The sequence below is a fragment of the Angustibacter speluncae genome, from assembly GCF_054777815.1.
In genome coordinates, this window is the sequence record NZ_BAAHAF010000086.1 from 153,123 (window position 1) to 176,615 (window position 23,493).

22 protein-coding genes are annotated in these 23,493 nt (G+C 75.7%); 14 read left to right on the forward strand and 8 right to left on the reverse strand.

Features of this window, described 5'->3' with window-relative positions; genetic code table 11:
* Positions 1-120 precede the first annotated feature (120 nt).
* Complete coding sequence (locus ACYVKY_RS10970; RefSeq protein ID WP_460435007.1) at positions 121-564, forward strand: VOC family protein; 444 nt, start codon at positions 121-123, stop codon at positions 562-564.
* On the forward strand, positions 561-2,237 hold the full coding sequence (locus ACYVKY_RS10975; protein WP_460435008.1) for a DEAD/DEAH box helicase: 1,677 nt from the start codon (positions 561-563) through the stop codon (positions 2,235-2,237). Before ACYVKY_RS10970 ends, ACYVKY_RS10975 begins: the two co-directional genes overlap by 4 nt.
* 3 nt (positions 2,238-2,240) lie before the next feature.
* Here ACYVKY_RS10975 and ACYVKY_RS10980 read toward each other — a convergent pair whose 3' ends face one another.
* A complete protein-coding gene (locus ACYVKY_RS10980) occupies positions 2,241-2,921 on the reverse strand; it encodes a DUF2306 domain-containing protein (RefSeq protein ID WP_460435009.1) in 681 nt (226 codons plus the stop codon).
* An 84-nt stretch (positions 2,922-3,005) separates the two neighbouring features.
* A complete protein-coding gene (locus ACYVKY_RS10985; RefSeq protein ID WP_460435010.1) occupies positions 3,006-3,488 on the reverse strand; it encodes an NUDIX hydrolase in 483 nt (160 codons plus the stop codon).
* A gap of 41 nt (positions 3,489-3,529) precedes the next feature.
* Here ACYVKY_RS10985 and ACYVKY_RS10990 point away from each other — a divergent pair, with 41 nt between their 5' ends.
* Positions 3,530-5,197 carry an amidohydrolase gene (locus ACYVKY_RS10990; RefSeq protein ID WP_460435011.1) on the forward strand — a complete coding sequence of 556 codons (1,668 nt, stop codon included), beginning with the start codon at positions 3,530-3,532 and terminating at the stop codon, positions 5,195-5,197.
* A gap of 4 nt (positions 5,198-5,201) precedes the next feature.
* Here ACYVKY_RS10990 and ACYVKY_RS10995 read toward each other — a convergent pair whose 3' ends face one another.
* Entirely contained in the window at positions 5,202-5,873 is a 672-nt protein-coding gene (locus tag ACYVKY_RS10995; protein WP_460435012.1) for a lysophospholipid acyltransferase family protein, read from the reverse strand.
* A gap of 203 nt (positions 5,874-6,076) precedes the next feature.
* Here ACYVKY_RS10995 and ACYVKY_RS11000 point away from each other — a divergent pair, with 203 nt between their 5' ends.
* From ACYVKY_RS11000 to ACYVKY_RS11035, 8 genes are all read left to right on the forward strand, one after another.
* On the forward strand, positions 6,077-6,739 hold the full coding sequence (locus ACYVKY_RS11000) for a sugar phosphate isomerase family (protein WP_460435013.1): 663 nt from the start codon (positions 6,077-6,079) through the stop codon (positions 6,737-6,739).
* Entirely contained in the window at positions 6,736-7,386 is a 651-nt protein-coding gene (locus ACYVKY_RS11005) for a sugar phosphate isomerase family (protein WP_460435014.1), read from the forward strand. Before ACYVKY_RS11000 ends, ACYVKY_RS11005 begins: the two co-directional genes overlap by 4 nt.
* A gap of 52 nt (positions 7,387-7,438) precedes the next feature.
* Positions 7,439-9,010, forward strand: a complete 1,572-nt coding sequence (locus ACYVKY_RS11010) for an aldehyde dehydrogenase family protein (RefSeq protein WP_460435015.1) — start codon at positions 7,439-7,441, stop codon at positions 9,008-9,010.
* A complete protein-coding gene (locus ACYVKY_RS11015; RefSeq protein WP_460435016.1) occupies positions 9,007-10,398 on the forward strand; it encodes an aspartate aminotransferase family protein in 1,392 nt (463 codons plus the stop codon). Before ACYVKY_RS11010 ends, ACYVKY_RS11015 begins: the two co-directional genes overlap by 4 nt.
* 40 nt (positions 10,399-10,438) lie before the next feature.
* On the forward strand, positions 10,439-11,761 hold the full coding sequence (locus tag ACYVKY_RS11020) for an aminotransferase family protein (protein ID WP_460435017.1): 1,323 nt from the start codon (positions 10,439-10,441) through the stop codon (positions 11,759-11,761).
* Between the two features lie 454 nt (positions 11,762-12,215).
* Positions 12,216-13,832 (forward strand): apolipoprotein N-acyltransferase, encoded by a 1,617-nt coding sequence (gene lnt / locus ACYVKY_RS11025; protein ID WP_460435018.1) that lies wholly within the window; start codon positions 12,216-12,218, stop codon positions 13,830-13,832.
* Positions 13,829-14,593 (forward strand): polyprenol monophosphomannose synthase, encoded by a 765-nt coding sequence (locus ACYVKY_RS11030; protein WP_460435019.1) that lies wholly within the window; start codon positions 13,829-13,831, stop codon positions 14,591-14,593. Before lnt ends, ACYVKY_RS11030 begins: the two co-directional genes overlap by 4 nt.
* Entirely contained in the window at positions 14,590-15,147 is a 558-nt protein-coding gene (locus tag ACYVKY_RS11035; RefSeq protein ID WP_460435020.1) for an FxsA family protein, read from the forward strand. The genes ACYVKY_RS11030 and ACYVKY_RS11035 overlap by 4 nt, the downstream gene beginning before the upstream one ends.
* 216 nt (positions 15,148-15,363) lie before the next feature.
* Here the strand turns inward: ACYVKY_RS11035 and ACYVKY_RS11040 are convergent, their stop codons facing one another.
* The 5 genes from ACYVKY_RS11040 to ACYVKY_RS11060 all read right to left on the reverse strand — a co-directional run bounded on the left by ACYVKY_RS11040 (position 15,364) and on the right by ACYVKY_RS11060 (position 20,724).
* Positions 15,364-15,711 carry an RNA polymerase-binding protein RbpA gene (locus tag ACYVKY_RS11040; RefSeq protein ID WP_460435021.1) on the reverse strand — a complete coding sequence of 116 codons (348 nt, stop codon included), beginning with the start codon at positions 15,709-15,711 and terminating at the stop codon, positions 15,364-15,366.
* 167 nt (positions 15,712-15,878) lie between these two features.
* Positions 15,879-17,309 carry an MFS transporter gene (locus tag ACYVKY_RS11045; RefSeq protein ID WP_460435022.1) on the reverse strand — a complete coding sequence of 477 codons (1,431 nt, stop codon included), beginning with the start codon at positions 17,307-17,309 and terminating at the stop codon, positions 15,879-15,881.
* Positions 17,306-18,094: a glycerophosphodiester phosphodiesterase gene (locus ACYVKY_RS11050; protein ID WP_460435023.1), complete on the reverse strand. Its 789-nt coding sequence runs from the start codon at positions 18,092-18,094 to the stop codon at positions 17,306-17,308. Before ACYVKY_RS11050 ends, ACYVKY_RS11045 begins: the two co-directional genes overlap by 4 nt.
* Positions 18,095-18,105: 11 nt before the next feature.
* The gene (locus ACYVKY_RS11055) at positions 18,106-19,347 is read right to left on the reverse strand and encodes an MFS transporter (protein WP_460435024.1); all 1,242 of its coding nucleotides are present in this window, start codon (positions 19,345-19,347) and stop codon (positions 18,106-18,108) included.
* Positions 19,348-19,434: 87 nt separating this feature from the next.
* The gene (locus tag ACYVKY_RS11060) at positions 19,435-20,724 is read right to left on the reverse strand and encodes a D-alanyl-D-alanine carboxypeptidase family protein (RefSeq protein WP_460435025.1); all 1,290 of its coding nucleotides are present in this window, start codon (positions 20,722-20,724) and stop codon (positions 19,435-19,437) included.
* A gap of 216 nt (positions 20,725-20,940) precedes the next feature.
* Here ACYVKY_RS11060 and ACYVKY_RS11065 point away from each other — a divergent pair, with 216 nt between their 5' ends.
* Genes ACYVKY_RS11065 through ACYVKY_RS11075 form a run of 3 tightly spaced genes read left to right on the forward strand, consistent with a single transcriptional unit; the run spans position 20,941 to position 23,476 of the window.
* Positions 20,941-21,852 carry an aldo/keto reductase gene (locus tag ACYVKY_RS11065; RefSeq protein ID WP_460435078.1) on the forward strand — a complete coding sequence of 304 codons (912 nt, stop codon included), beginning with the start codon at positions 20,941-20,943 and terminating at the stop codon, positions 21,850-21,852.
* A complete protein-coding gene (locus ACYVKY_RS11070; protein ID WP_460435026.1) occupies positions 21,849-22,460 on the forward strand; it encodes a hypothetical protein in 612 nt (203 codons plus the stop codon). Before ACYVKY_RS11065 ends, ACYVKY_RS11070 begins: the two co-directional genes overlap by 4 nt.
* Positions 22,457-23,476 (forward strand): acyltransferase domain-containing protein, encoded by a 1,020-nt coding sequence (locus ACYVKY_RS11075; protein WP_460435027.1) that lies wholly within the window; start codon positions 22,457-22,459, stop codon positions 23,474-23,476. Before ACYVKY_RS11070 ends, ACYVKY_RS11075 begins: the two co-directional genes overlap by 4 nt.
* Positions 23,477-23,493: the final 17 nt, after the last annotated feature.

Below are 23,493 nucleotides of genomic sequence, written 5' to 3' on the forward strand. Positions count from 1 at the left end.
CCCGCCCGCCGCCCGGCGCGCGCGTTCGTGGGCACGGGCGGGGGAGTCGGAGGGCTCCTGCGGCTGCGTGCCGCCGGATCGCCGCTGTTCTCCCCTTCCTGTGTCCACGACGATGGCTCCATGAGCGACGAGCGACCCGTGCTGCAGCTGCGCCTGGTGGTGCACGCCGACGACTACGACGAGGCGCTGCGGTTCTACCGCGACGTGCTCGGGATGCCCGAGGAGGAGGCGTACGCAGGCGACGAGGGCGCGCAGGTGACGATCCTGGGCGCCGGCCGCGCCACGCTGGAGCTGTCGAACACCGCGCAGGTCGAGCTGATCGACCGGGTCGAGGTCGGTCGACGGGTCGCGCCGCACCTGCGCCTCGCGCTGGAGGTGCCCGACGCCGAGACCGCCACCCGGCGAGCCGTCGAGGGCGGCGCCACGGTGGTCGCACCACCGACCCGCACGCCGTGGGACTCGCTGAACTCCCGGCTCGAGGCGCCCGGCGGGATCCAGCTCACGCTGTTCGAGGAGCTCGGTGGTGCGGCACCACCCTCCGGAGCGCCTACCCTCGACGGGTGACCGATCCCGCGCCCGACGAGCCCGCCACCACCTTCGCGGACCTCGGTCTGGGTGAGCGCGTCCTGCGTGCGCTGTCCGACGTCGGGTACGAGAACCCGACCTCGGTGCAGGCGGCGACGATCCCCGTCCTGCTCGAGGGTCGCGACCTGATCGGCAAGGCGCAGACGGGTACCGGCAAGACCGCGGCCTTCGCGCTGCCGATCCTGGACCGGCTCGACCTGAGGCAGAAGACGCCGCAGGCGCTGGTGCTGGCACCGACGCGCGAGCTCGCGCTCCAGGTGTGCGAGGCGTTCGAGCGGTACGCCTCGCGCACCAAGGGCGTGCACGTGCTGCCGGTCTACGGCGGCCAGGGGTACGGCGTGCAGCTGAGCGCGCTGCGGCGCGGCGTGCACGTGGTCGTGGGCACGCCCGGGCGCGTGATGGACCACCTCGACAAGGGCACGCTCGACCTGTCGGCGCTCAAGGTGCTCGTGCTCGACGAGGCCGACGAGATGCTGAGCATGGGCTTCGCCGAGGACGTCGAGACGATCCTCGCCGCCACGCCGGACGACAAGCAGGTCGCCCTGTTCTCGGCCACGATGCCCACCGCGGTGCGCCGGCTGGCCCAGAAGTACCTGCAGGACCCGGCAGAGATCGAGGTCGGCGGTCGCGCCGCGTCGTCGTCGACGATCACCCAGCGCTACATCGAGGTCGGCTACCCGCAGAAGCTCGACGTGCTGACCCGCCTGCTCGAGGTCGAGAACTTCGAGGGCCTCATCGTCTTCGTCCGCACCAAGCACGAGACCGAGACCCTCGCCGAGCGGCTGCGCGCCCGCGGCTACTCGGCCGCCGCCATCAACGGCGACGTCGCGCAGGTGCAGCGCGAGCGCACGGTGCAGCAGCTCAAGGACGCCAAGCTCGACATCCTCGTCGCCACCGACGTCGCCGCCCGCGGCCTCGACGTCGAGCGGGTCAGCCACGTCGTCAACTACGACATCCCCACCGACCCCGAGTCGTACGTGCACCGCATCGGCCGCACCGGTCGCGCAGGCCGCAAGGGCGACGCCATCAGCTTCGTCACCCCGCGCGAGCGCTACCTGCTGCGCCACATCGAGAAGGCGACCAAGCAGCCGCTGACCCCGATGCAGCGCCCGAGCGCCGACGAGGTGAACGCCGGCCGGCTCGCCCGCTTCGACGACAAGATCACGGCCGCCCTGGCGTCCGAGCAGGTCGCGGTGCTGCGCGACGTCGTCGCCCACTACGTGCGCGAGCACGACGTGCCCGAGCTCGACGTGGCGGCGGCCCTGGCCGTGGTGCTGCAGGGCGACACCACGCTGCTGCTCGACCCGAACGAGGTCGTGCCCCCGCCGTCGGCGCCCTCCTCGCGTCCCACCGGCAAGGGTGCGCGCACCGAGAACCCGACCGGCACCGGCCGTCGTGCCCCGCGCGGCGACACGCCCCCGCTGGCGACCTACCGGATCTCGGTGGGCAAGCGGCACAAGGTCGAGCCTCGCCAGGTCGTCGGCGCGCTGGCCAACGAGGGGGGCCTGCGCCGGAGCGACTTCGGCAAGATCACCGTGCGACCCGACCACACCCTCGTCGAGCTGCCCGCCGACATGGCGAAGTCGACCTGGAAGGCGCTGCAGCGCACCAGGATCAGTGGCAAGCTCATCGAGCTGCAGCGCGAGGGCTGAGCCTCACGCGCGCGGGTGCCGCACGAGCCACCGCTGCGCCACAGCCAGGTTCGGCACCCAGCACAGCCACGCGATCGCCGGGTAGACCACGTCGACGTCCGCCCCTGCGGCAGTCGCGGTGCCGAGGTACAGGCGCAGCGTGACCGCGGCCAGGGTGAGCGCGACCGAGCGCACCATCCAGCGCCGGTGCCCGTCCACGTCACCGGACCGCACCCGCAGCACCGCCTCGGCGGTGCACCCCAGCCAGGCGAGCCCGAGCAGCAGGAAGCCCGCGCCGGCCACCGGTCCGGCCGTGGTGCCCACGGCCGCGACCGCACCGCTCGTCCCGGCGACCAGGACGCCCGCGACGTACGCCCGGCCCACCCACCGGTGCACGCCCGGGTGCCGGCGGCGCAGCGCGCGGACGGTCTGCACGGGCCACAGCAGCAGCGGCACGGCGGCGCTGGCGACGTGCACCTGCAGCGCGAGCGGCAGGCCGTTGTCACCCGGGCCGTCCGGGATCGCCGCGAAGCCGGTCGACACCAGGTACAGCGCGTACCCGGCCACGCCCCACGACAGGACGGCGAGCACCGTCCACCCCACGCGGCGGCCGGGCGAGGGTCGGTCCGCGGTCTCGGCGGTGCGCCGGCGGGGCAGGGCGTGCGGCACCGGGACGAGCGGCTTCGGCGGGGTCGTGTCGATCACGGGACCGAGCGTCCTCGCCACGAGGCGGAGCGGGCATCGGGGAGACCCCCACCCCGACCCTGAGCCGGCCCGGAGGGGCCGCGGTCAGACCCCGGAGGGGAGGACGTCGTCGGGGCCGCCGCCGACCTCGACCCCGGCGAGCCGCAGGGCGCTGTCGACCAGGGCGACGCGGGGGAGCGCGCCCACCTCGGCGGGCTCGAACCAGCGGGCCTCGTCGGTGCTGCCGCCCACCTCGGCCGCGAGCGCGCCACCGACGACCCGCGCCTCGTACACGACGCGGGCGGCCTTGCCGGGGACACCGCGGCGGGTCGGGTCGATGCGCTCCTCACCGGGGATGTACACGGCTGCCGCGCCGAGCAGCCGGACCAGCTCGACGTCGTAGCCGGTCTCCTCGCGGACCTCGCGGACGGCCGCCTCGGCGAAGTCCTCCTCGAGCTCGACCCCGCCGCCCGGCACCGCCCACAGCGGGTCGGCGACCTCGTTCCAGCGGGCCAGCAGCACGCGTCCGGCGTCGTCGCGCACGACGCAGTACGCCGCCAGGCGGTAGTCGACCTCGAGCTCGTCCACCCCGCCACCGTAGCGAGCGGCGCGGCGGGCAGGATGGCGCCGTGCGACCCACCGACGACCTCCCGCCGACCGGCACCGTCCTGTACCGGGGCGGCAGCATCTACTCCCCGGCCGACCCGTTCGCGACGGCGATGGTCGTCGCCGACGGCGTCGTCGGCTGGCTCGGTTCGGAGGAGGCCGCGGCCACCCAGGTCGCGGGGGTGGACCGGGTGGTCGACCTCGGGGGCGCGCTCGTGACGCCCGCGTTCGTCGACGGGCACGCCCACACCACCGACACCGGGATCGCGCTGCTCGGGGTCGACCTGGCCGGTGCCCGCTCGCTCGCCGAGGTGCTGCAGGCCGTCGAGGCCGCCTCCCGGGCCTCGCGCGGCCGCCCGGTGCTCGGCGCCGGCTGGGACGAGACCACCTGGCCCGAGGGACGCCCACCCACCCGCGCCGAGCTCGACCGCGCCTCGCACGGCGGCAGCGTCTACCTGGCCCGCGTCGACGTGCACTCGGCCGTCGTGTCGTCGGCCCTGGCCGCCTCGCTCGACCTGGCCCGGTACGACGGCTGGGACGACAGCGGCCGGGTCGAGCGCGAGGCGCACGCCGTCGTCCGCGACGCGACCCGCTCGGCGCTCGACCCCGCCACCCGCGAGGAGTACCAGCTGGCCGCGCTGCGCCGGTTCGCCGCGCAGGGCGTGCTCACCGTCCACGAGATGAGCGCGCCGCACATCGCGCCGCTCGGCGACCTCGTGGGCCTCGTCGCGCTGACCGGCCGCGACGACCTGCCCGACGTCGTCCCGTACCGGGGGGAGCGGGCCGAGTCGCAGGAGCAGGCCGAGGCCCTGGTCGCCGCGCTCCGCGAGGCGGGGGTTCCGGTGCGCGGGCTCGCCGGCGACCTCAACGTCGACGGCTCCATCGGCTCGCGGACCGCGGCGTTCACCGAGCCGTACGCCGACGACCCGCTCGTGGCCGCGCCGCACGGGCACGACCACCGCGGGTACCTCTACCTGCAGCCCGAGCAGGTCGCCGCGCACCTGGTCGCCTGCACCCTCGCCGGGGTGCAGGGCGGGTTCCACGTCATCGGGGACGCCGGCGTCGCCGCCACGGTCGAGGGCCTGCGGCTCGCGGCCGCCGAGGTCGGGGCCGACGCGCTGCGGCGCAGCCGGCACCGGCTCGAGCACGTCGAGGGCGCCGACGCCGCGAGCGCCGCGGTGCTGGCCGACCTGGCGGTGGCGGCGAGCATGCAGCCCGCGTTCGACGCGCTGTGGGGCGGCGGCGAGAGCCTGTACGCCCAGCGGCTCGGTCCCGACCGGGGTCCCACCCTCAACCCGATCGGCTCGATGGCGGCCGCGGGCGTCGTCCTGGCGTTCGGGTCGGACTCGCCGGTGACGGCGGTCGACCCGTGGGGCACGATCCGGGCCGCGGTCTTCCACCAGGTGCCCGAGCAGCGGATCAGCGCCCGGGCGGCGTTCAACGCCCACACCCGCGGGGCGCACCGCGCCGCGCTGGTCGACGGCGCCGGCGCGCTCGTCCCCGGTGCCGAGGCGACGTTCGCGGTCTGGGAGGCGGGCGAGCTGGTGGTGCAGGCCGCCGACGCGCGGGTCTCGGCGTGGTCGACCGACGAGCGCTCTGGCACCCCGGGGCTGCCCGACCTCACGCCCGGCGCACCGCTGCCGGCGTGCCGGGAGTCCGTGCTGCGCGGCCGGACGGTCTTCGAGCGCTGACCGGTCAGCCGGTGGGCGACTGGTGGTCGTTGTAGGCGCCGGCAGGCTCCTGGCCGCTCATCGCCTGCACCCGCTCCATCACCAGGTCGGTGAGGGCCCGCCGCTTCTGGCCGGCGCTGGCCAGGTGCGCGACGGCCTCGACCGGCACCGGCTCGCCGAACTCGACCACGATCTTGTGCGGGTGCACGAGCTTGGAGTCGACGGGCTGCACGCGGTCGGTGCCGCGTACCGCGACCGGCACGACGGGCGCACCCGTCTCGAGCGCCAGCCAGGCGACGCCGGTGCGTCCGCGGTAGAGCCGGCCGTCGCGGCTGCGGGTGCCCTCGGGGTAGATGCCGAAGGCCTCGCCGCGGTCGAGCACGTCCTTGGCCAGGTGCAGGGCGGCCTGGGCGTCGGCGTGCGACCCGCGCGGGACGGCGACGGCGCCCACCGCCGTGAAGAAGAACCGGTTCCAGGCACCGGACGGGCCGGTGCCGGTGAAGTAGTCGCTCTTGGCCAGGAAGCGCACGCGGCGCGGCACCGCCACCGGGATGACGATCGAGTCGAGGAAGGACAGGTGGTTCGAGGCCACCAGCACCGGACCGGACCGCGGGACGTGCTCGACGCCCTTGACGCTCATGCGGCACCACACCTTGAGCCACACGAGGGTCAGCAGGCGCAGCGCGCGGTAGGTCACCGGGGAACGCTACCGCCCGGGACGCCCGACCCGCGGCGCACGCCCACGGACCGGTCACTGTCGCGCTGCGGCCGCCGTCGACAGGACGTCCTGCGGTCTGCGTCAAGTTCCACCGGAGAATCGCCCGCACCTGCTAGCCTCGGCCGCATGTCCTCGCCCGTCCGCTGCCGCGCGCCCAGGCGGCGTCCCGGGGGAGGCCACCGGTGCCCGTGACCGTCTGCGAGACCGCCGCCGAGGCCGTCGCCGGCGTCCGCGACGGCGCCACCGTCATGGTCGGCGGCTTCGGCCCGGCGGGCCAGCCCGTGCACCTGCTCGAGGCGCTGCTCGAGACCGGTGCGGGCGACCTCACCGTCGTCAGCAACAACGCCGGCAACGGCGACACCGGCCTGGCCGCGCTCGTCGGTGCCGGACGGGTGCGCCGGATGGTCTGCTCCTTCCCGCGCCAGGCCGACAGCCACCACTTCGACCGCCGCTACCGCGCCGGCGAGATCGAGCTCGAGCTGGTGCCGCAGGGTGTGCTGGCCGAGCGCATCCGCGCGGGGGGCGCCGGCATCGGCGCGTTCTTCACGCCCACCGGCTACGGCACCCCGCTCGCCGAGGGCAAGGAGGTGCGCGAGCTCGACGGCCGGATGCAGGTGCTGGAGACGGCGCTGCGCGCCGACCTCGCCCTCGTCCGCGCGCACCGCGCCGACGGGCTCGGCAACCTCGTCTACCGCAAGACCGCCCGCAACTTCGGCCCGGTGATGGCCGCCGCGGCCACCACGACCGCGGTCGAGGTGGGCGAGGTCGTCCCGACCGGCGGGCTCGACCCCGAGGCCGTCGTCACCCCCGGCCTGTACGTCGACCGCGTGGTGGTCGTCCCGTGAGCGCCCTGCTGACGCCGGACGAGGTCGCCCGGCGGGTCGCCGCCGACATCGCCCCGGGCGCGGTGGTGAACCTCGGCATCGGCATGCCCACCAGGGTCGCCGCGCACGTCGCGCCCGGCAGCGGCGTGCTGCTGCACACCGAGAACGGCATGCTCGGCATGGGTCCGGAGGCGCACGGCGACGACGTCGACCCCGACCTGGTGAACGCCGGCAAGGTGCCCGTCACCGAGCTGGCCGGCGCCTCGTACTTCCACAGCGCCGACTCGTTCGCCATGATGCGCGGCGGCCACATCGACGTCTGCGTGCTCGGCGCCTTCCAGGTGTCGGTCACCGGCGACCTCGCGAACTGGCACACCGGCCGACCGGACGACGTGCCCGCCGTCGGTGGCGCGATGGACCTGGCCACCGGCGCCCGCTCGACCCTGGTGATGATGACGCTGCTCGACAAGCAGGGCCGCAGCAAGCTGGTCGAGCGCTGCACCTACCCGCTCACCGGCGTCGGCTGCGTCGACCGCGTGTACACCGACCACGGCGTGCTCGAGCCGCGCGACGGGCGGGTGCTCGTGCGCGAGGTGCACGGCACCGACGTGGCCGGCCTGCGCACCCTCACCGGCCTCGACCTGGTCGACGCCACCGCCGACCGCTGAGACCCCACCCGACCACCCGACCCACCACCCGCACCACCCACGAGGAGGCACGATGGCCGACAGGTTCCGCGTCACGTACGCGACGCTGTCCGCGGACAACGAGCAGCTGCACACCGCGTACGAGGAGGGCCTGACCACCGCGCGCGAGTGGTTCGGCGCCGCCCTGCCGGTGCGCGTCGGCGCCGAGCAGCGCACCGGCGACCGCCCCACCATCGAGGTGCGCAGCCCCAACGACACCTCGCTGGTGCTGTGCCGGGTGCACGAGGCCACCGCGCAGGACGTCGACGACGCCGTCACCGCCGCGGCCCGCGAGGCCGTCGCGTGGCGCGCCCGCCCGTGGCAGGAGCGGGTCGAGATCCTGCGCCGCGCCGCCGACCTGATCAGCGAGCGCTCCAACGAGCTGGCCGGCCTGATGAGCCAGGAGGTCGGCAAGAACCGGCTCGAGGCGCTCGGCGACGTCGAGGAGTCGGCCGACCTGATCCGCTACTACTGCGACCAGGTCGAGAAGCACGACGGCTGGTCGGTCGAGATGGAGCGGCTGTCCGACGCCGAGCGCACCCGCAGCGTGCTGCGCCCGTTCGGCGTGTGGGGCGTCATCAGCCCGTTCAACTTCCCTATGGCCCTGTCGGCCGGTCCCGCGGGCGGCGCGCTCGTGGCCGGCAACACCGTGGTGCTGAAGCCCGCACCGCAGGGCGCCTACTCGGCCGAGCACCTGGCCCGCGCGCTGGCCGACGCCGGCCTGCCCGCCGACGCCTTCCACGTGCTGCAGGGCGGCGACGAGGTCGGCAAGGCGCTGGTCGCGCACCCGGGCGTCGACGGCCTCACCTTCACCGGGTCGTACGCAGTGGGCATGCAGATCCACCGCTCCTTCTCGACCGACTACCCCAAGCCGGTCGTGTGCGAGATGGGTGGCAAGAACCCCGCGATCGTGTCGGCGAAGGCCGACCTCGACACCGCGGTGGCCGGCATCGCCCGGTCGGCCTTCGGCTTCTCCGGCCAGAAGTGCTCGGCCTGCTCGCGCGTCTACGTCCAGCGCGAGGTGTACGACGCGTTCGTCGAGGGCCTGGCGAAGCGGGCCGGCGAGCTCGTGGTCGGCGACGCCACCGCGCGCGACACCTTCGTCGGGCCCGTGGTCGACGCGTCGTCGGTGCAGCGCTTCGAGGACGCCGTGGCGCACGCCCGCGAGGTCGGTCGCGTGGTGGCCGGCGGCGAGGTGGTCGGCCGCTCCGCCGACGGCGCCGAGGGCCACTACGTCACCCCGACCGTCGTCACCGACCTGCCGGCGGGCGACCGCCTGCTGAAGGACGAGCTGTTCGTCCCGTTCGTGGCCGTGGTGCCCGTCGACACCCTCGACGAGGCGCTCACCCTGGCCAACGACACCGAGCTCGGCCTGACCGCCGGCTTCTTCTCCGCCGACGAGGCGGAGGTCCAGCAGTTCCTCGACTCCATCGAGGCCGGCGTGGTGTACGTCAACCGCGCCGCCGGCGCCACGACCGGCGCCTGGCCCGGCGTCCAGCCCTTCGGCGGCTGGAAGGGCTCCGGCACCTCCGGCAAGGCCGGTGGGGGCCTGTACTACGTCCAGCAGTTCCTTCGCGAGCAGTCCCAGACGGTGGTGACCCGATGACCTCCCTGACCTCCCAGGTCGACCCGCAGACCGACGCGAGCGCCGACGCGCTCGAGTCGCTCGACACCCGCATCGCGCAGCACGGCGTGCCGCACGTGGCCACGGCGCTGCCCGGGCCGGCGGCGAGCGCCGTCCTGGCCCGCGACACCGCGGTGACCAGCCCGTCGCTGCCGCGCGCCTACCCGCTCGCGCCGCGGCGCGCGCTCGGCGCGGTCGTCGAGGACGTCGACGGCAACCTGTTCCTCGACTTCAACGCGGGCATCGCGGTGAACTCGACCGGCCACTGCCACCCCACGGTGGTCGAGGCCGTGCAGGCCCAGGCCGGCGAGCTGCTGCACTACTCGGCCAGCGACTTCTACCTGCCGATCTACTCGCAGATGTGCGACGCGCTCGCCGCGACGCTGCCCATCGAGGGCGACACCCGCGTGTTCCTGACCAACTCCGGGGCCGAGGCCGTCGAGGGCGCGCTCAAGCTGGCGCGCTACGCGACCGGTCGCCCGTACGTCATCAGCTTCTACGGCGCCTTCCACGGCCGCACCTACGGCGCGGTCAGCCTGACGGCGTCGAAGTCGAAGTACCACAAGGGCTTCGGCCCGCTGCTGCCCGGCGTGCACCACGTGCCGTTCGCGTACGACGTGGTCGACCCCGAGACCGGCGCGCGCTCGCACGACCCGGAGTCGACGTTCTCCGCGCTCGAGAAGCTGTTCCGCTACGAGGTGCCGCCGACCGAGGTCGCCGCGATCTTCCTCGAGCCGGTGCAGGGCGAGGGCGGCTACATCGTCCCGCCGGCCGAGTGGGTGCAGCGGCTGCGCGCGCTGTGCGACGAGCACGGCATCCTGCTGGTCGCCGACGAGGTGCAGTCCGGCATGGGGCGCACCGGGAGGATGTGGGCGATCGAGCTCGCCGACGTGCAGCCCGACATCCTGATCTCGGCCAAGGGCATCGCCTCCGGCCTGCCGCTCGGCGCCTTCGCGGCCCGGGCCGAGCTGATGGAGAAGTGGGGCGCCGGCGCCCACGGGTCGACCTACGGCGGCAGCCCGGTGGCCTGCGCCGCCGGCCTGGCCACCCTCGAGGTCATCCAGCGCGAGGGCCTCGTCGAGCACGCCGCCACGGTGGGGGAGACCCTGCTCGCCGGCCTGCGCGAGCTGCACGCCCGCCACCCCGGGCTGGTCACCGACGTGCGCGGCACCGGCCTGATGATCGGCGTCGAGTTCGCGAGCCCCGAGCAGGCCGAGGCCGTGCAGCACGCGTGCTTCGAGCGCGGGCTGCTCGTCCTGGAGTGCGGCGAGCGCACCATCCGGATGTCGCCGCCGCTCGTCATCACCCCCGAGCAGGTGCAGACCGGTCTGCGCGTGCTCGGCGAGGCGATGGCGGCCGTCGGCGCCTGACGGCACCGGCGGACGGACCGACAGCCAGGAGGGGAGCGAGGTGACCGGGCACGTCTTCAGCCGCGCCGGCGCGGACGCGCCGGTCATCTCGCACGGCGACGGCACCCAGCTGTTCGACACCGCCGGGCGGCGGTACCTCGACGCCGCCGGCGGTGCCGTGGTGGTGGGCATCGGCCACGGGGTCCGCGAGGTCGCGGACGCCGTGGCCGACCAGGCCGGCCGCGTCGCGTACGCGCACGGGACGGTGTTCGCGTCCGAGGCGCTGGAGTCCTACGCCGACGAGCTGGCGCCGCTGCTCCCGGTCGACGACCCGGCGCTGTACCCGGTGTCGGGCGGCAGCGAGGCGGTCGAGACCGTCCTGAAGATGGCCCGGGCGTACCACCTGGCGCGGGGCGAGGACCGGCACGTCGTGATCGGCCGGCAGGGCGCGTACCACGGCAACACCCGCGGGGCGCTGGACGTCTCGGGCCGCGACGGCCTGCGCCGTCCCTACGCGCCGTGGCTGGGCGGAGCCCGGCACACCACCACGCCGTACGAGTACCGGTGCCCGTTCCCGGGCACCCACCCCGAGGGCTGCGGACGCCGGCACGCCGACGAGCTCGAGCGGCTGCTGCTCGAGATCGGCCCCGAGCAGGTGGCCGCGTTCGTCGCGGAGCCGGTCGCCGGTGCCGCGCTCGGCGCCTGCGTGCCGCCGGACGACTACTGGCCCGCGATCGCGGAGGTGTGCCGCCGCCACGGCGTGCTCGTCGTCGCCGACGAGGTGATGACCGGCTTCGGGCGGACCGGGCGCTGGTTCGCGTCCGACCACTTCGGGCTGCGCCCCGACCTGCTCACCCTCGCCAAGGGAGCCGCGTCCGGCTACTGGCCGCTCGGCCTCGCCGTGGCCAGCGGCGAGGTGGCAGCGGCCCTGCGCGAGGGCGGCTTCACGCACGGGTTCACCTACTCGCACCACGTGGTCGGCGCGGCGGCCGGGCGCGCGGTGCTCGCCCGGCTGCGCGACCACGGCCTGGTCGAGGCGTCGGCCGAGCGCGGGGCCCAGCTCGGCGAGGCCCTCGCAGCCGCCCTCGGCGACCACCCGCACGTCGGCGACGTCCGCGGTCTCGGGCTGCTGCGGGGCGTCGAGCTGGTGGCCGACCGGGGCACCCGGGCGCCGTTCGCCCGGGCCGACCGGGTGGTCGAGCAGGTCGTCGCGGCGGCCCGCCGGCGCGGGGTGCTGCTGTACTCCTCGACCGGGTGCGCCGACGGCACCGACGGCGACCTGGTGCTGCTCGGTCCGCCCCTGGTCATCACCCCCACCGAGGTCGACGAGGTGGTCGACGGCCTGGCGGCCGCCGTGGTCGAGGTCCTGGGCCCGACCGGCTGACTCCCGTTGCGCGGCAACGCAACCGGACACGCCGCGCGACACGCCGACCGGGGTCGGGTGTACGGATGAATTCCGGGTGACAGGGCGGTGTCGCTGACCTGCGCAGACGCCCCGAACCCGCAGGTCAGGGGCGGGTTGACACCCGTGCTGCACCCGGTAACTTCTCCCGCGGTCGTCCACGCGACGTCCGACCAGCGCTCGGCTCCCGGCCGGGTACCTCGCACCCTCGACGACGGCCACGTCGAGCGGTGGGAGGGGACTCGCCGGGGCGAGACCACGGCGGCCGACAGGCTGCACCGGGGACCAGGTCGGGCCCGCGCGCTCCGTAGAAAACGTGCCACTGCCGCGCACCCAGCACGGCGTGGTTCGGCCCGAAGGGCGCGCGGGCCGACCGACCCCGCTCGGGCGGCCACCCGCCGCCGCCCCGCGCTCGCGCCGCGGTTAGCCTCGGTCGGTGCCTGCGACCCCCGACGGCGTCCTGCGCGACAGCCCGACGGTGCCGCTCGCCCTCAGCGTCCCCCTCGCCGCCGCCGCGGGCGTCCTGGCGTCCACGGCCTTCCCCGGCCGGTCGTGGTGGTGGGCCGCCCCCCTCTCCGTCGCGCTCCTCGCCGCGGCGGTCCGCGGCCGGCGCGGTCGCGCCGGCTACGCCCACGGCCTCGTCCACGCCGTCACGTTCCTCGCCCCCCTGCTGCACTGGACGAGCCTGCAGGTGGGCGCCCTGCCCTGGCTCGCGCTGGTGGCGGCCGAGTCGCTCCTGCTCGGCCTGCTCGGGCTGCTGCTCGCCCTGACCTCGCGGCTGCGCCCGGTCGCGTGGCGGGTGGTCGCCGGCGCCGGTGCCCTGGTCGCGGTCGAGGCGCTGCAGGCGCGGGTGCCGTTCGGCGGGTTCGGCTGGAGCCGGCTCGCCTTCTCGCAGTCGACCGCGCCGACGCTCGACCTCGCCGCCCTCGGCGGTGCACCGCTGGTGTCGGCGGCGGTCGCGGCGGTCGGCCTGCTGCTGCTGGAGGCCGTGCCGGCCGGGCTGGGCCGCCGACGGCCGCTCGCGGTGGCCGCGTGCGCCGTCGCCGCCGCCGCCGTCCTGCTGGCGGGGCTCGTCGTCCCCACGCCGGTCGGTGCCGAGGCCGGGACGCTGCGCGCGGCCGGCGTCCAGGGCAACGTGCCCCGGCTCGGCCTGGAGTTCAACGCCGAGCGCCGCGCCGTCCTCGACAACCACGCCCGCGGCACCCGCGACCTGGCCGAGCGGGTCGCGTCGGGCGAGTCCGAGCAGCCCGACCTGGTGGTCTGGCCCGAGAACGCGAGCGACATCGACCCGTTCCGCAACGTCGACGCCTCCCGGGTCATCGACGAGGCCGTCGACGAGATCGGCGCGCCGACGCTGGTCGGCACCCTGGTGCGTGGCGAGGACGGCCGCACCCGCAACACCACGCTGGTCTGGCAGCCGGAGGAGGGCCCGGTCGACGACTACGTCAAGCGAGCGCCCGTGCCGTTCGCCGAGTACGTGCCCTACCGCGACTTCTTCCGCCGCATCACCCCGCTGGTCGACCAGGCGGGCGACTTCGCCGCGGGCGACGAGCCCGGGGTGCTCGACGTCGACCTCGCCGACGGGCGCAGCGTGCGGCTGGGCGACCTGATCTGCTTCGAGGTGGTCGACGACGACCTGATCGCCGACGTGGTCGACGGCGGCGCGCAGCTGCTCGTCGTCCAGACCAACAACGCCACCTTCGGGCTGTCCGACGAGAGCGTGCAGCAGCTGGCGATGTCGCGGCTGCGGGCGGTCGAGAGCGGCCGCGCGGTGCTGCACGTGTCGACGGTCGGCGTGAGCGCGGTGGTCGCGCCGGACGGAACCCTGCTCGAGCGGTCGGCGTTGTTCGAGGCAGCCGTGCTGGAGGCCGAGGTGCCGCTGCGGACGTCGACCACGCTCGCCTCGCGGCTCGGCACCTGGCCCGAGGGGGTGCTGGCGGCGGCTGGCATCCTGGGGGCCCTGCTCGGGGTCCGGCGCCGTCGCCGCGAGGCCGCGGGGGCGACGACCCGTCCGGGTGCCACGACGACGAACGAGGGGGAGGAGACGGCGTGAGGGTCCTGGTCATCACCCCGACCTACGACGAGCGGCTGTCGCTGCCCGGCACCCTCGCGCGGCTGCGCGCCGCCGTCCCCGAGGCCGACGTGCTCGTCGTCGACGACGCCAGCCCCGACGGCACCGGCGAGCTGGCCGACGAGGCCGGCGCCCGCGACGCCGCCGTGCACGTGCTGCACCGGCCAGGCAAGCAGGGCCTGGGCGCCGCGTACCGCGCCGGTTTCCGCTGGGGGCTCGCCGAGGGCTACGACGTGCTCGTCGAGATGGACGCCGACGGCTCCCACCAGCCCGAGGAGCTGCCGCGGCTGCTGGAGCGGCTCGACCGGCCCGACCGCGCCGACGTGGTCATCGGCTCCCGCTGGGTGCGGGGCGGGTCGGTGCGCGACTGGCCGCTGCGTCGCGAGGGGCTGAGCCGCGGCGCCAACCTCTACACCCGCGCGGCGCTGGGGGTGCCGGTGCGCGACTCGACCGCCGGCTTCCGCGCCTACCGCCGCGAGGTGCTGGAGAAGATCCCGCTCGACGAGGTGCGCTCCCAGGGCTACTGCTTCCAGGTCGACCTCACCCTGCGCGCCCTGGCGGCCGGGTTCGAGGTGCGCGAGGTGCCCATCGAGTTCGTCGAGCGTGAGCAGGGCGTCAGCAAGATGAGCGGCGACATCGTCCGCGAGGCCCTCGTCCAGGTCACCGTGTGGGGCGCGCGGCGGCGCGCCGGACAGGCGCGCGACGCGCTCGCCCGCCGGCGCGAGGGCCGGTGGCACACGTGAGCGCGCCGCGCCGGCGCTGGCCGCGGTGGCTGCTCGCGCTGCTGGTCGTCGTCCCGGTGCTCGAGCTCGTCGTCGTGGCGCTGGTGGCGCAGCAGGTCGGCGCCGGGTGGACCGTGCTGCTGCTCGTCCTCGGCTCGGTCGTCGGGCTCGCGCTGCTCGTGCGGGAGGTCCCGCGCAGCTGGCGCGGCCTGCGCGAGGCCGCGGGGTTCGGGGCGCCGGTCGTCGTCGACGGCGGCGTGGTCGCCGGGGGCCCTGCGTCCGCGCGGACGCCCGTGGTCGGGCAGCGGCTGCTCGACGGCGGGCTCGTGCTGGTGGGTGCGGTGCTCGTGCTGCTGCCCGGGTTCCTCAGCGACGTCCTCGGCATCCTGTGCCTGCTGCCGTTCACCCGGGCCGTCCCGCGCCGGCTGCTGGCCGACCTGGTGCAGCGCCGCGCCGCCCGGTTCACCGGCCCGCGGGTCGTGGGCGAGCCGGTGCGCGACCCCGGCCCGGCCTCCGCGCCGCGCGGCCAGGTGCTGCGGGGCGAGGTCGTCGACGACGACCGCAAGCACCTGTGACCTGAGTCGGCTGGGCAGTGGCACCTGCCACCGGACGAGGCGTCCTGGCGTGTCACGCGTGTCGTCCTCCCACTCCGGTGGCACTTCCGTCACTGAACTGGGGAGACGGACGCCCGGCTGGGGACGGCGACAGGCCCCCGGGCGGGGAACAGGGGAGCACCCGCCCGAGGGCCTGCGGTCGTGGTGGGACGGCGGGAGGCCGTCCGGTCGTGCCGTCTAGGCGCTGCGCTTGTGCAGCCGCCCGCTGCGCAGGAGGGCGAGCCGCTCCTGCAGGAGCTCCTCGAGCTCGGCCTCGGTGCGCCGCTCCATGAGCATGTCCCAGTGGGTGCGGGCCGGCTTCACCGGCGCGGCCTCCGGCCGGTCGGCGTCGCGCAGCAGCGCCTCGAGGCCGCAGCGGCACTCCCAGAGCGCCGGCACGTCGGCCTCGACCGAGAACGGGAGGGTCGTCACGTGCCCCGCGGCGCAGACGTACTCGGCGACCTGGCGCGGCGCCGCGGCCACACCTGCCTCGGACTCGAGACTGAACGTCCCGAGACCGCTTCCCTTCAGGCTCCGCTCGGCCATCTGCCACCTCCTGGGGGTACCCCGTGACCTGCTGCACACGGGCGCGCTGCCCGTTACTTCGGTCAACGTGCGCCCGCCGGATGCTGTTCCTACCCCCGCCGTGAAGGTCTGGTGAAGGCTGCCCCGCGACAGTAGGACGATCCGGCCGGTCCCGCGCGTCGGGACGCTCAGACCACCTTCGGGACGGTGTTGCCGGCCTCCTCGATGCCCTTGCGGACGTCGACCCGGGCGAGCAGCAGGCCGCCCACGACGAAGAACACCATGAGCGAGACGATCGCCGGCCGGTAGGAGTCGGTGAGCTGGTAGACCAGGCCGAACAGCACGGCGCCGAACCAGCTCGTCCCGCGCTCGGCGGCCTGGTAGAGGCTGAAGTACTCGGCCTCGCGCCCGACGGGCACGAGCTGGCTGTACAGCGAGCGCGACAGCGCCTGGGTGCCGCCCATCACGACGCCGATGAGCACGGCGAGCCCGAGGAAGAGCGCGAACTGCCCGGCCGGCATGACGAACCCGATGACCACCACGAGCAGCCACAGCGAGATGCCGACCAGCACGCACCGCTTGGCGCCGTACCGGACCGCCGCCCGCCCGAACAGCAGCGCGCCGAAGACGGCGACCAGCTGGACCAGCAGGATCGTCTGGATCAGCTGCGCCTGCTCGAAGCCGAGCTCCTCGGACCCGTAGAGGCTGGAGCTGCTGATCACGGTCTGGATGCCGTCGTTGAAGAACAGGTACGCGAGCAGGAACATCCAGGTGTTGCGGTAGCCGCGCAGGTCGCGCAGCGTCACCAGCAGCTGGCGGAACGACCCGCGCACGGCGGCCGCCGCGCTCTCGTCGCGGGCCGGGACGCCGTCGACCTCCAGGACGTGCAGCGGCTCGCGGTTGCGCAGCCCGAGCACCGGGATCAGCGTGAACAGCCCCCACCACAGGCCCGCCGTCGCGAGGCTGAGGCGCACCGCCTCGCCCTCGGTGAGGCCGAGCGCGTCGTGGCCCTGCACCACCCCCAGGTTGACCGCGAGCAGCAGGAAGCCGCCCAGGTAGCCCAGCGCCCACCCGCGGCTGGACGCGCGGTCGCGCTCGTCCGGTGTCGCGACCTGGCAGAGCAGGGCGTCGTAGACCACGAGCGAGCAGACCAGGTTGATGTTGGCGACGACGAGCAGCAGCACGCCGAGCTGCCAGTTGCCGCCGCTGACCAGGCCCAGGCAGGCGGCCGCCGCCGCGCCGACCCAGGCGAACCCGGCGAGCATCTGCTTCTGGTGCCGCGACCGGTCGGCGATCGCACCGACGACGGGCAGCAGCAGCGCGGCGAGGATCGTCGAGAACGCGACGGTGTACGCCACCAGCGACCCCGGGGCGACCGGGATGCCCAGCACCGACAGGTCCGCCCGGCAGACCTCGCCCGTCGCGAGGTCGGGGCAGGCGTCGGCCCGGGCGACGGCGGTGAGGTAGGGGCCGATCAGGACGGTGCTCGTCGTGGTGACGTAGGCCGAGTTCGCCCAGTCGTAGAAGTACCAGGCCCGTCGCTGCCGACGGCGCGAGGACGGGTCGGGCTCGACGCCCTCGGGGACGGGCGGGGAGGCGGTCCCCTGGGGCGCGGTCACGCGTCCGATGATGGACCCTGCGCACCCCGCGCGCGGGCCACTTCGAGCGCCGTGTCGGCGCGGTCGCTGATCAGGCCGTCGACGCCGAGGTCGAGCAGCCGGTGCATGTCGTCGGCCTCGTCGACCGTCCACACGTGCACCTGCAGGCCGGCGCGGTGGGCGGCGGCGACGAACCGCTCGTCGACCACCCGCACCCGGCCGTGCCGCTCCGGCACCTGGAGGCAGACGACGTCACGGGTGAGCCGGCGCAGCGCGGCGGTCGGCGTGGGCACCCGGCTGGCGGCCCAGAACGCCGCCACGGTCTCCTGGCCGGGGGAGGACGCGACGCCCGTCGGCAGCCGGCGCAGCACGGCGCGGCGCCGTGCGTCGGAGAAGGACGCGACGCAGACCCGGTCCCACGAGCGGGTGCGGTTCACCGCGTCGACCAGCGGCCCGACGGCGCCGACGGCCTTGACGTCGACGTTCAGCCGCACCTCGGGCCAGCTGCCGAGGACGTCCTCGAGCAGGGGCACCGGTTCGCTGCCGCCGATCCGGGCGCGGCGGACGACGTCCCAGGGCAGGGCGGCGACCGAGCCGGCGCCGTCGGTGACGCGGTCGAGCACGTCGTCGTGGAAGGCGACCAGCCGCGAGTCGGCCGTGACGTGCACGTCGGTCTCGAGGTGGGTCACCCCGAGGTCGACCGCGGCGGCGAACGCCGCCATCGAGTTCTCCAGCCCCTCCGGGCTGAACCCGCGGTGCGCCATCACCAGGGGCGTCGGGACGTCGAGGTAGCGCGAGGCCGTCACGGCGTCCGAACCTATCCCGCCGCCGGCGATGCCCCCGGGCCGGCGGCGCGGCGGGCCCGGTCGACGGGAGCGACCTGCCGCTGCACCCAGAGGGCGCCGAGCAGCCCGACGGCCCCGACGACCAGGCAGCCGACCGCCAGGGGCACGACCGCGAGCAGGCCGCTCAGCGCCAGCGGGCCGCCGGTGACGCCGACGTCGCCGCAGAGCCGCCAGCCGCCGAGGAACTGCGAGCGCCCCTGCGGCGGGGCGGAGTCGGCGCCGAGGGTCATCACGATGCCGGACCCGAGCCCGTTCCCGAGCGCCATGACCGACGCCGCAGCGAGCACGGTCGCGAACGTGGACGTCAGCGGCAGCGCGAGCACCCCGAGCGAGATGGCGAGCACCACGGCCACCGCCACCGGGGTGCGGCCCCGCCGGTCCATCACGACGCCGGCCGGGTAGAACATCAGCACGTCGAGCAGGTTGGCGACGGCGAACAGCAGCGAGGTCTGCTCCGCGTCGAGCCCGACCGACTCCGCCCACAGCGGCAGCACCGCGGTGCGCAGCGAGCGGGCGGCGCCGATGACGAGCACGGCCGTCCCGAGCCCGGCGAAGACCCGGCGGTGGGCGCGCAGCACGTCGACGACCCGGGTCGGGTGCTCCGCGCCGCGCCGCTCGCGCCCGTGGTCGGGCACGAGCAGCGCGAGCCCGGCGGCGAGCAGCGACATGCCGGCCGCGACGACGAACACCGCCTGCAGGCCCCAGACCGTGATCGCGCCGGCACCGGCGAGCGGCCCGAGCAGCAGGCCGATCCGATGGCTGCCGCCGAGCGTCGACATCGCGCGGGCGCGGTGGGTGTCGGGCACGGCGTCCATGACGTAGCCCTGCCGCGCGAGCAGGAACACCGACCAGGTCGACCCGCTGACCACCACCGCCGCGGCCAGCGCGGGCACCGAGGAGGCCGCGGCCGCCGCGAGCAGCACGACCATGTCGAGCAGCCCGGCGCCGACGAGCGCCCGCCGCTCGCCGACGCGGGCGATCAGGGCCCCGGCCGGCAGCGAGGTGAGCAGCTGCCCGACGCCGAGCAGCGCCACCACGAGGGCCGCGGTGCCGACGTCCGCACCGAGCTCGCGGGCGCGCAGCGCCAGCACCGGCAGCACGGCGCCGTGCCCGAGGGCGTTCACGACCGTGGGGCCGTAGGCGGTCAGCGCGACGCTGCGGAGGCGGAAGGGCGCGGTGCCGTCACCTGCCCCGTCGCCGCCCACTCCCGACATCCTCCCCGAGACCGGCCCCGGACGCCCGACGCCCCGGCGGCTCGAGGGCTCACCGGGGCGTCGGGTGCGGGTGGGGGAGGAGGGGGCTCAGCCGCCGTACTCCCAGTGCCACGGCTCGGGCTTGCTGCCGGTCTGCTGCGCCCAGCTCGGCAGGAACCAGCCGTACAGCGGTGCGTTGTCGCGCATCCACCGGTGCTGCGGGGTCTCGAAGGTCTGCACGCCGCCGCACAGGTCGACGGCGGTGCCCCAGCCGTGGTTGCTCGTGCCGGGCACCGCGGCCAGGCCCGGCTTGGCGGCGCGCACCGCCACCTGCCCCTCGAGCGAGCGGTAGGAGTCGGTGATGCACAGCGGCGTGCCGAAGGTGGCCGCGTACGACTGGCTCAGCTGGTTGAACGCGTGGGCGGCGTCGGCGCGCAGCCGGTGACCCGGGGCGGCCCACAGCGGGCACAGCGCGTCGGCCGGGATCATGCCGTTGCCGTAGACCTCGGTGGGCTTGCCGAGGCAGTCGCCGACCGGGCCGGTGATCCGGTTGTCCTTGTAGCGGGCGGCCTCGAGGGCGAGCCGGCGCTGCTCGGCCTCGGCGCGCACGCGCGCCATCTCCTCGGTCTTGTCGCCGGCGGCCTGCGCCTCGGTCTTCACCTTGGCCAGGATCGCGCCGAACTCGGCGACCTTGGTCTGCTGGGCCACCAGGGCGGCGTCGGCGTCGGCCCTGGCCTGCACGGCCTGGCCGGCGGCGATGCCGGCCCGGGTCGAGGCGGCGGCCGCCTTCTGGGAGGCGTCGCGCTGGACCGCCTCGGCCTCCTCGACCGTGTCGACGACCGAGCCGCGCCAGCCGCCCACGGTGTCGAGCATCTGCACCCGCTGGCCGAGGTCGTCGGTGCTCTCGGACTCGAGCAGCGTCATGAAGCCCATGACGCCCTCGGTCGTGCCGCCGTGCCGGTAGGTCTGCGCGGCCCAGCGGCCGAGCTCGCCCTTGCGGGTGCCGACGAGCGCCGTGGCGGCGGCGAGCCGCTGCTCCTGCAGCGCCCGCTCGGCCTCGGCGGTGGCCTGGGCCGCGAGCGCGGTCTGCTCGGCGGCGAGCGCGGTCTCGACCTGGGTGGTCAGCAGGTCGATGTCGGCCTTGGCCTTGGCCAGCGCGTCCTGGTTGTTCACGACCTCGGCGGCCAGGCGCTGGGCCTCAGCCTGCTGCGCCGCGAGCTCCTCGGCGGTGGGGACGTGCACGCCGGCCGGGTCCAGCGGCGCCGTCTCGCCCTCGCCGGCCGGACCCTCCACGGCCTGCGCGACGGGGGCGAGCAGCAGCCCCGCGGCCAGCAGCGGCGCGGTCAGGGCGCCCACCAGCAGGTGGCGCGGGCGGAACGGGCGTCGGGTGGAGGTCAACGTCTCGGCCTTCGTCGGGTACGCGGTCGGCGGGTGCAGCGCGTCGTCGCCAGACGGACGCGGCGGACCCCGCACCGGTTCCATCGGCCGGTCGCACGCGCGACCTGAGGCCCTAGTGTGCCTGGTGTGACGCAGACCCCCCAGAGCCCACCGTCCGGAGCAGCCTCACCCGAACGGACGAGCCACCCCGGCCACCGTCGGCTGGGGGCCAGCGGACTGGCCGTGTCGGTCGTCGGTCTCGGGTGCAACAACTTCGGCGGACGCATCGACGCGGACGCCACCGACGCGGTCGTCGGCACCGCGCTCGACGAGGGCATCACGCTGTTCGACACCGCCGACGTGTACGGCGGGACGCCCGGCCGCAGCGAGGAGCTGCTCGGGCGCGCGCTCGGCCGCCGCCGCCACGAGGCGGTGGTCGCGACCAAGTTCGGGCTCGACCTGCAGGGCGCGAACGGCCCGGACTGGGGCGCCCGCGGCTCGCGCCGCTACGTGCGCACCGCGGTCGAGGCGAGCCTGCGCCGCCTCGGCACCGACTGGATCGACCTGTACCAGCTGCACACCCCCGACCCGTTGACGCCGCTCGAGGAGACGCTCGCGGCGCTGCACGAGCTCGTGGTCGAGGGCAAGGTCCGGTACGTCGGCAGCTCGAACCTGGCCGGGTGGCAGGTCGTCGACGCCGACTGGACGGCGCGCACGTCGGGCCTGACCCCGTTCGTGTCGGCGCAGAACGAGTACTCGCTGCTCGACCGCTCCGCGGAGGACGAGCTGGTGCCCGCCTGCGAGCAGGTCGGCGTGGGGCTGCTGCCGTACTTCCCGCTCGCGTCCGGTCTGCTGACCGGCAAGTACCGGCGGGGCGAGGACGCGCCGGGCGGCACCCGCCTGGCGTCGCGCCCGGAGCGGCTGGCCGCCGCCGACTTCGACCGGATCGAGGCGATCGGCCGGTTCGCCGACGAGCGCGGCGTGTCGATGCTCGACGTCGCGATCGGGGGGCTCGCCGCCCAGCCGGCCGTCGCGTCCGTCATCGCCGGCGCGACGACCCCGGAGCAGGTGCGCGCCAACGTCGCCGCCGGCTGCTGGCAGCCGACCGCCGACGACCTGGCCGCGCTCGACGAGGTCGCTCCCGGGTGAGCGAGCGGCCGGCGGGGCTCGAGCACGCCTGGCACACCGACGACCGGACGCTGCGCCAGGTCGTGACCGACCCCGCCGCGCTCGAGCGCCGGCTGGTCGCGCTGGGCGAGCAGGACGAGCACCGGGGCGAGCGGGTCTCGCTGCTGCGCCTGCTCGGCCGGCTCGACGAGGCCAGGACGCTGGCCGAGGCCGACCTCGACGCCTGCGCGGGCGGCGACGACCCCGCCGCCGAGGTGCTGGCGACGGTGCGGCTCGCCCAGGTGCGGCACTGGCAGGGCGACCTCGCGGTGGCGCAGGCGCTGCTCACCAGCGCCCTGTCGCACGCCGGGGCGGTGCACGAGCCGCTGCTCGTGGGCGCCGTCCTCCAGCACCGGGCGAAGGTGCGCTTCGACGCCGGCGACCTGGAGGGTGCCGTGGCCGACGCGGCGGCGGCGCTCAAGCACCGGCGGCAGGTCGGCGCCCCGGCCTCGCAGGTGCGCTCGAGCGAGCAGGCGTGGTCGACCATCGCGGCCGCGGCGGTCGCGGCGGCACCGCCCGGGTCGCCCCCTCCCGGCAGCGACCCGGACGACACCGTCCCCGTCGCCGAGGCCGGACCCCACCCCTCGTGACCACCGACGCGGGCCACGGCGACCTCGACCTCGACGCGCTGCGCGGCACCGAGGGCGGCCGCACCTGGCTGTCCGCGCTCGAGGCCCTGGGGCCGGCCCCGGCCGGCGAGGAGATCACGCTGCCCGAGGGGCAGGCGCTGGTCGACGCGCTGCTCGACCTGGCCGTGCCCCACCGCGAGGTGCCGCTCGCCCTGGCCGCCCGCCCGGGGCCCGGCACCCGGGCGTGGTGGCTCGTCGAGCGCACGGCGCGGGCGCTGCTCGCCCGCCTCGGCTCGCTCGACCACGACCCGGTGCCGCCCGACCTGCCGGACGTCCACCCGGTGACGCGCTGGGCGACCCTGCTGGCCCTGGCGGCCGTCGCCCCGCGCACCCGCGCGTGGTGGCGCGCCCGGGGCCTGCTCGACGACGTCGTGCGCGCGCCGCACCCCGACGTCGGCCGCCACGTCACCCACGCCCGCCGGCGCACCGGGCGCGGCGGCCTGGTGAACGCGTCCTGGCTCGCGCTGCACGCGCGCGGCCAGATCGTCCAGCTCGGACGCCTGCAGCTGGAGCGCTGCCGGCTCAGCGTCGAGGACGCCGCGTCGATCACCGCGCAGGGAACCCCGGTGGCGGCCGGCGACCACGCGCTCGGCGTGCACATCCCGGACTACTGCGGTCCGTTCACCCCGCAGGCGTGCGCCGACTCGCTGCGTCGCGGCGTCGAGTTCTTCGCCCGCTGGTTCCCGGACGAGGCGGTCGCGGTGGCCACCTGCCACTCCTGGCTGCTCGACCCCCAGCTCGGCCCGCACCTGCGGCCGGGCTCGAACACCGCCGCGTTCCGCGCCCTGTTCCACCACGTCGAGCGCACGGTCACCGACGACCAGTCGGTCGTCGAGTTCGTCTACGGCCGGCGCGAGCCGGATCTCACGGCCCTGCCGCAGCGGACGTCGCTGGAGCGGGCCGTCGCCGGCCACCTGCTCGCCGGCGGCCACTGGCGCGGCGGCCTCGGCTGGTTCGCCTGGCCGCCCGCCCTCTGACCTGGACGAGCGGTCTG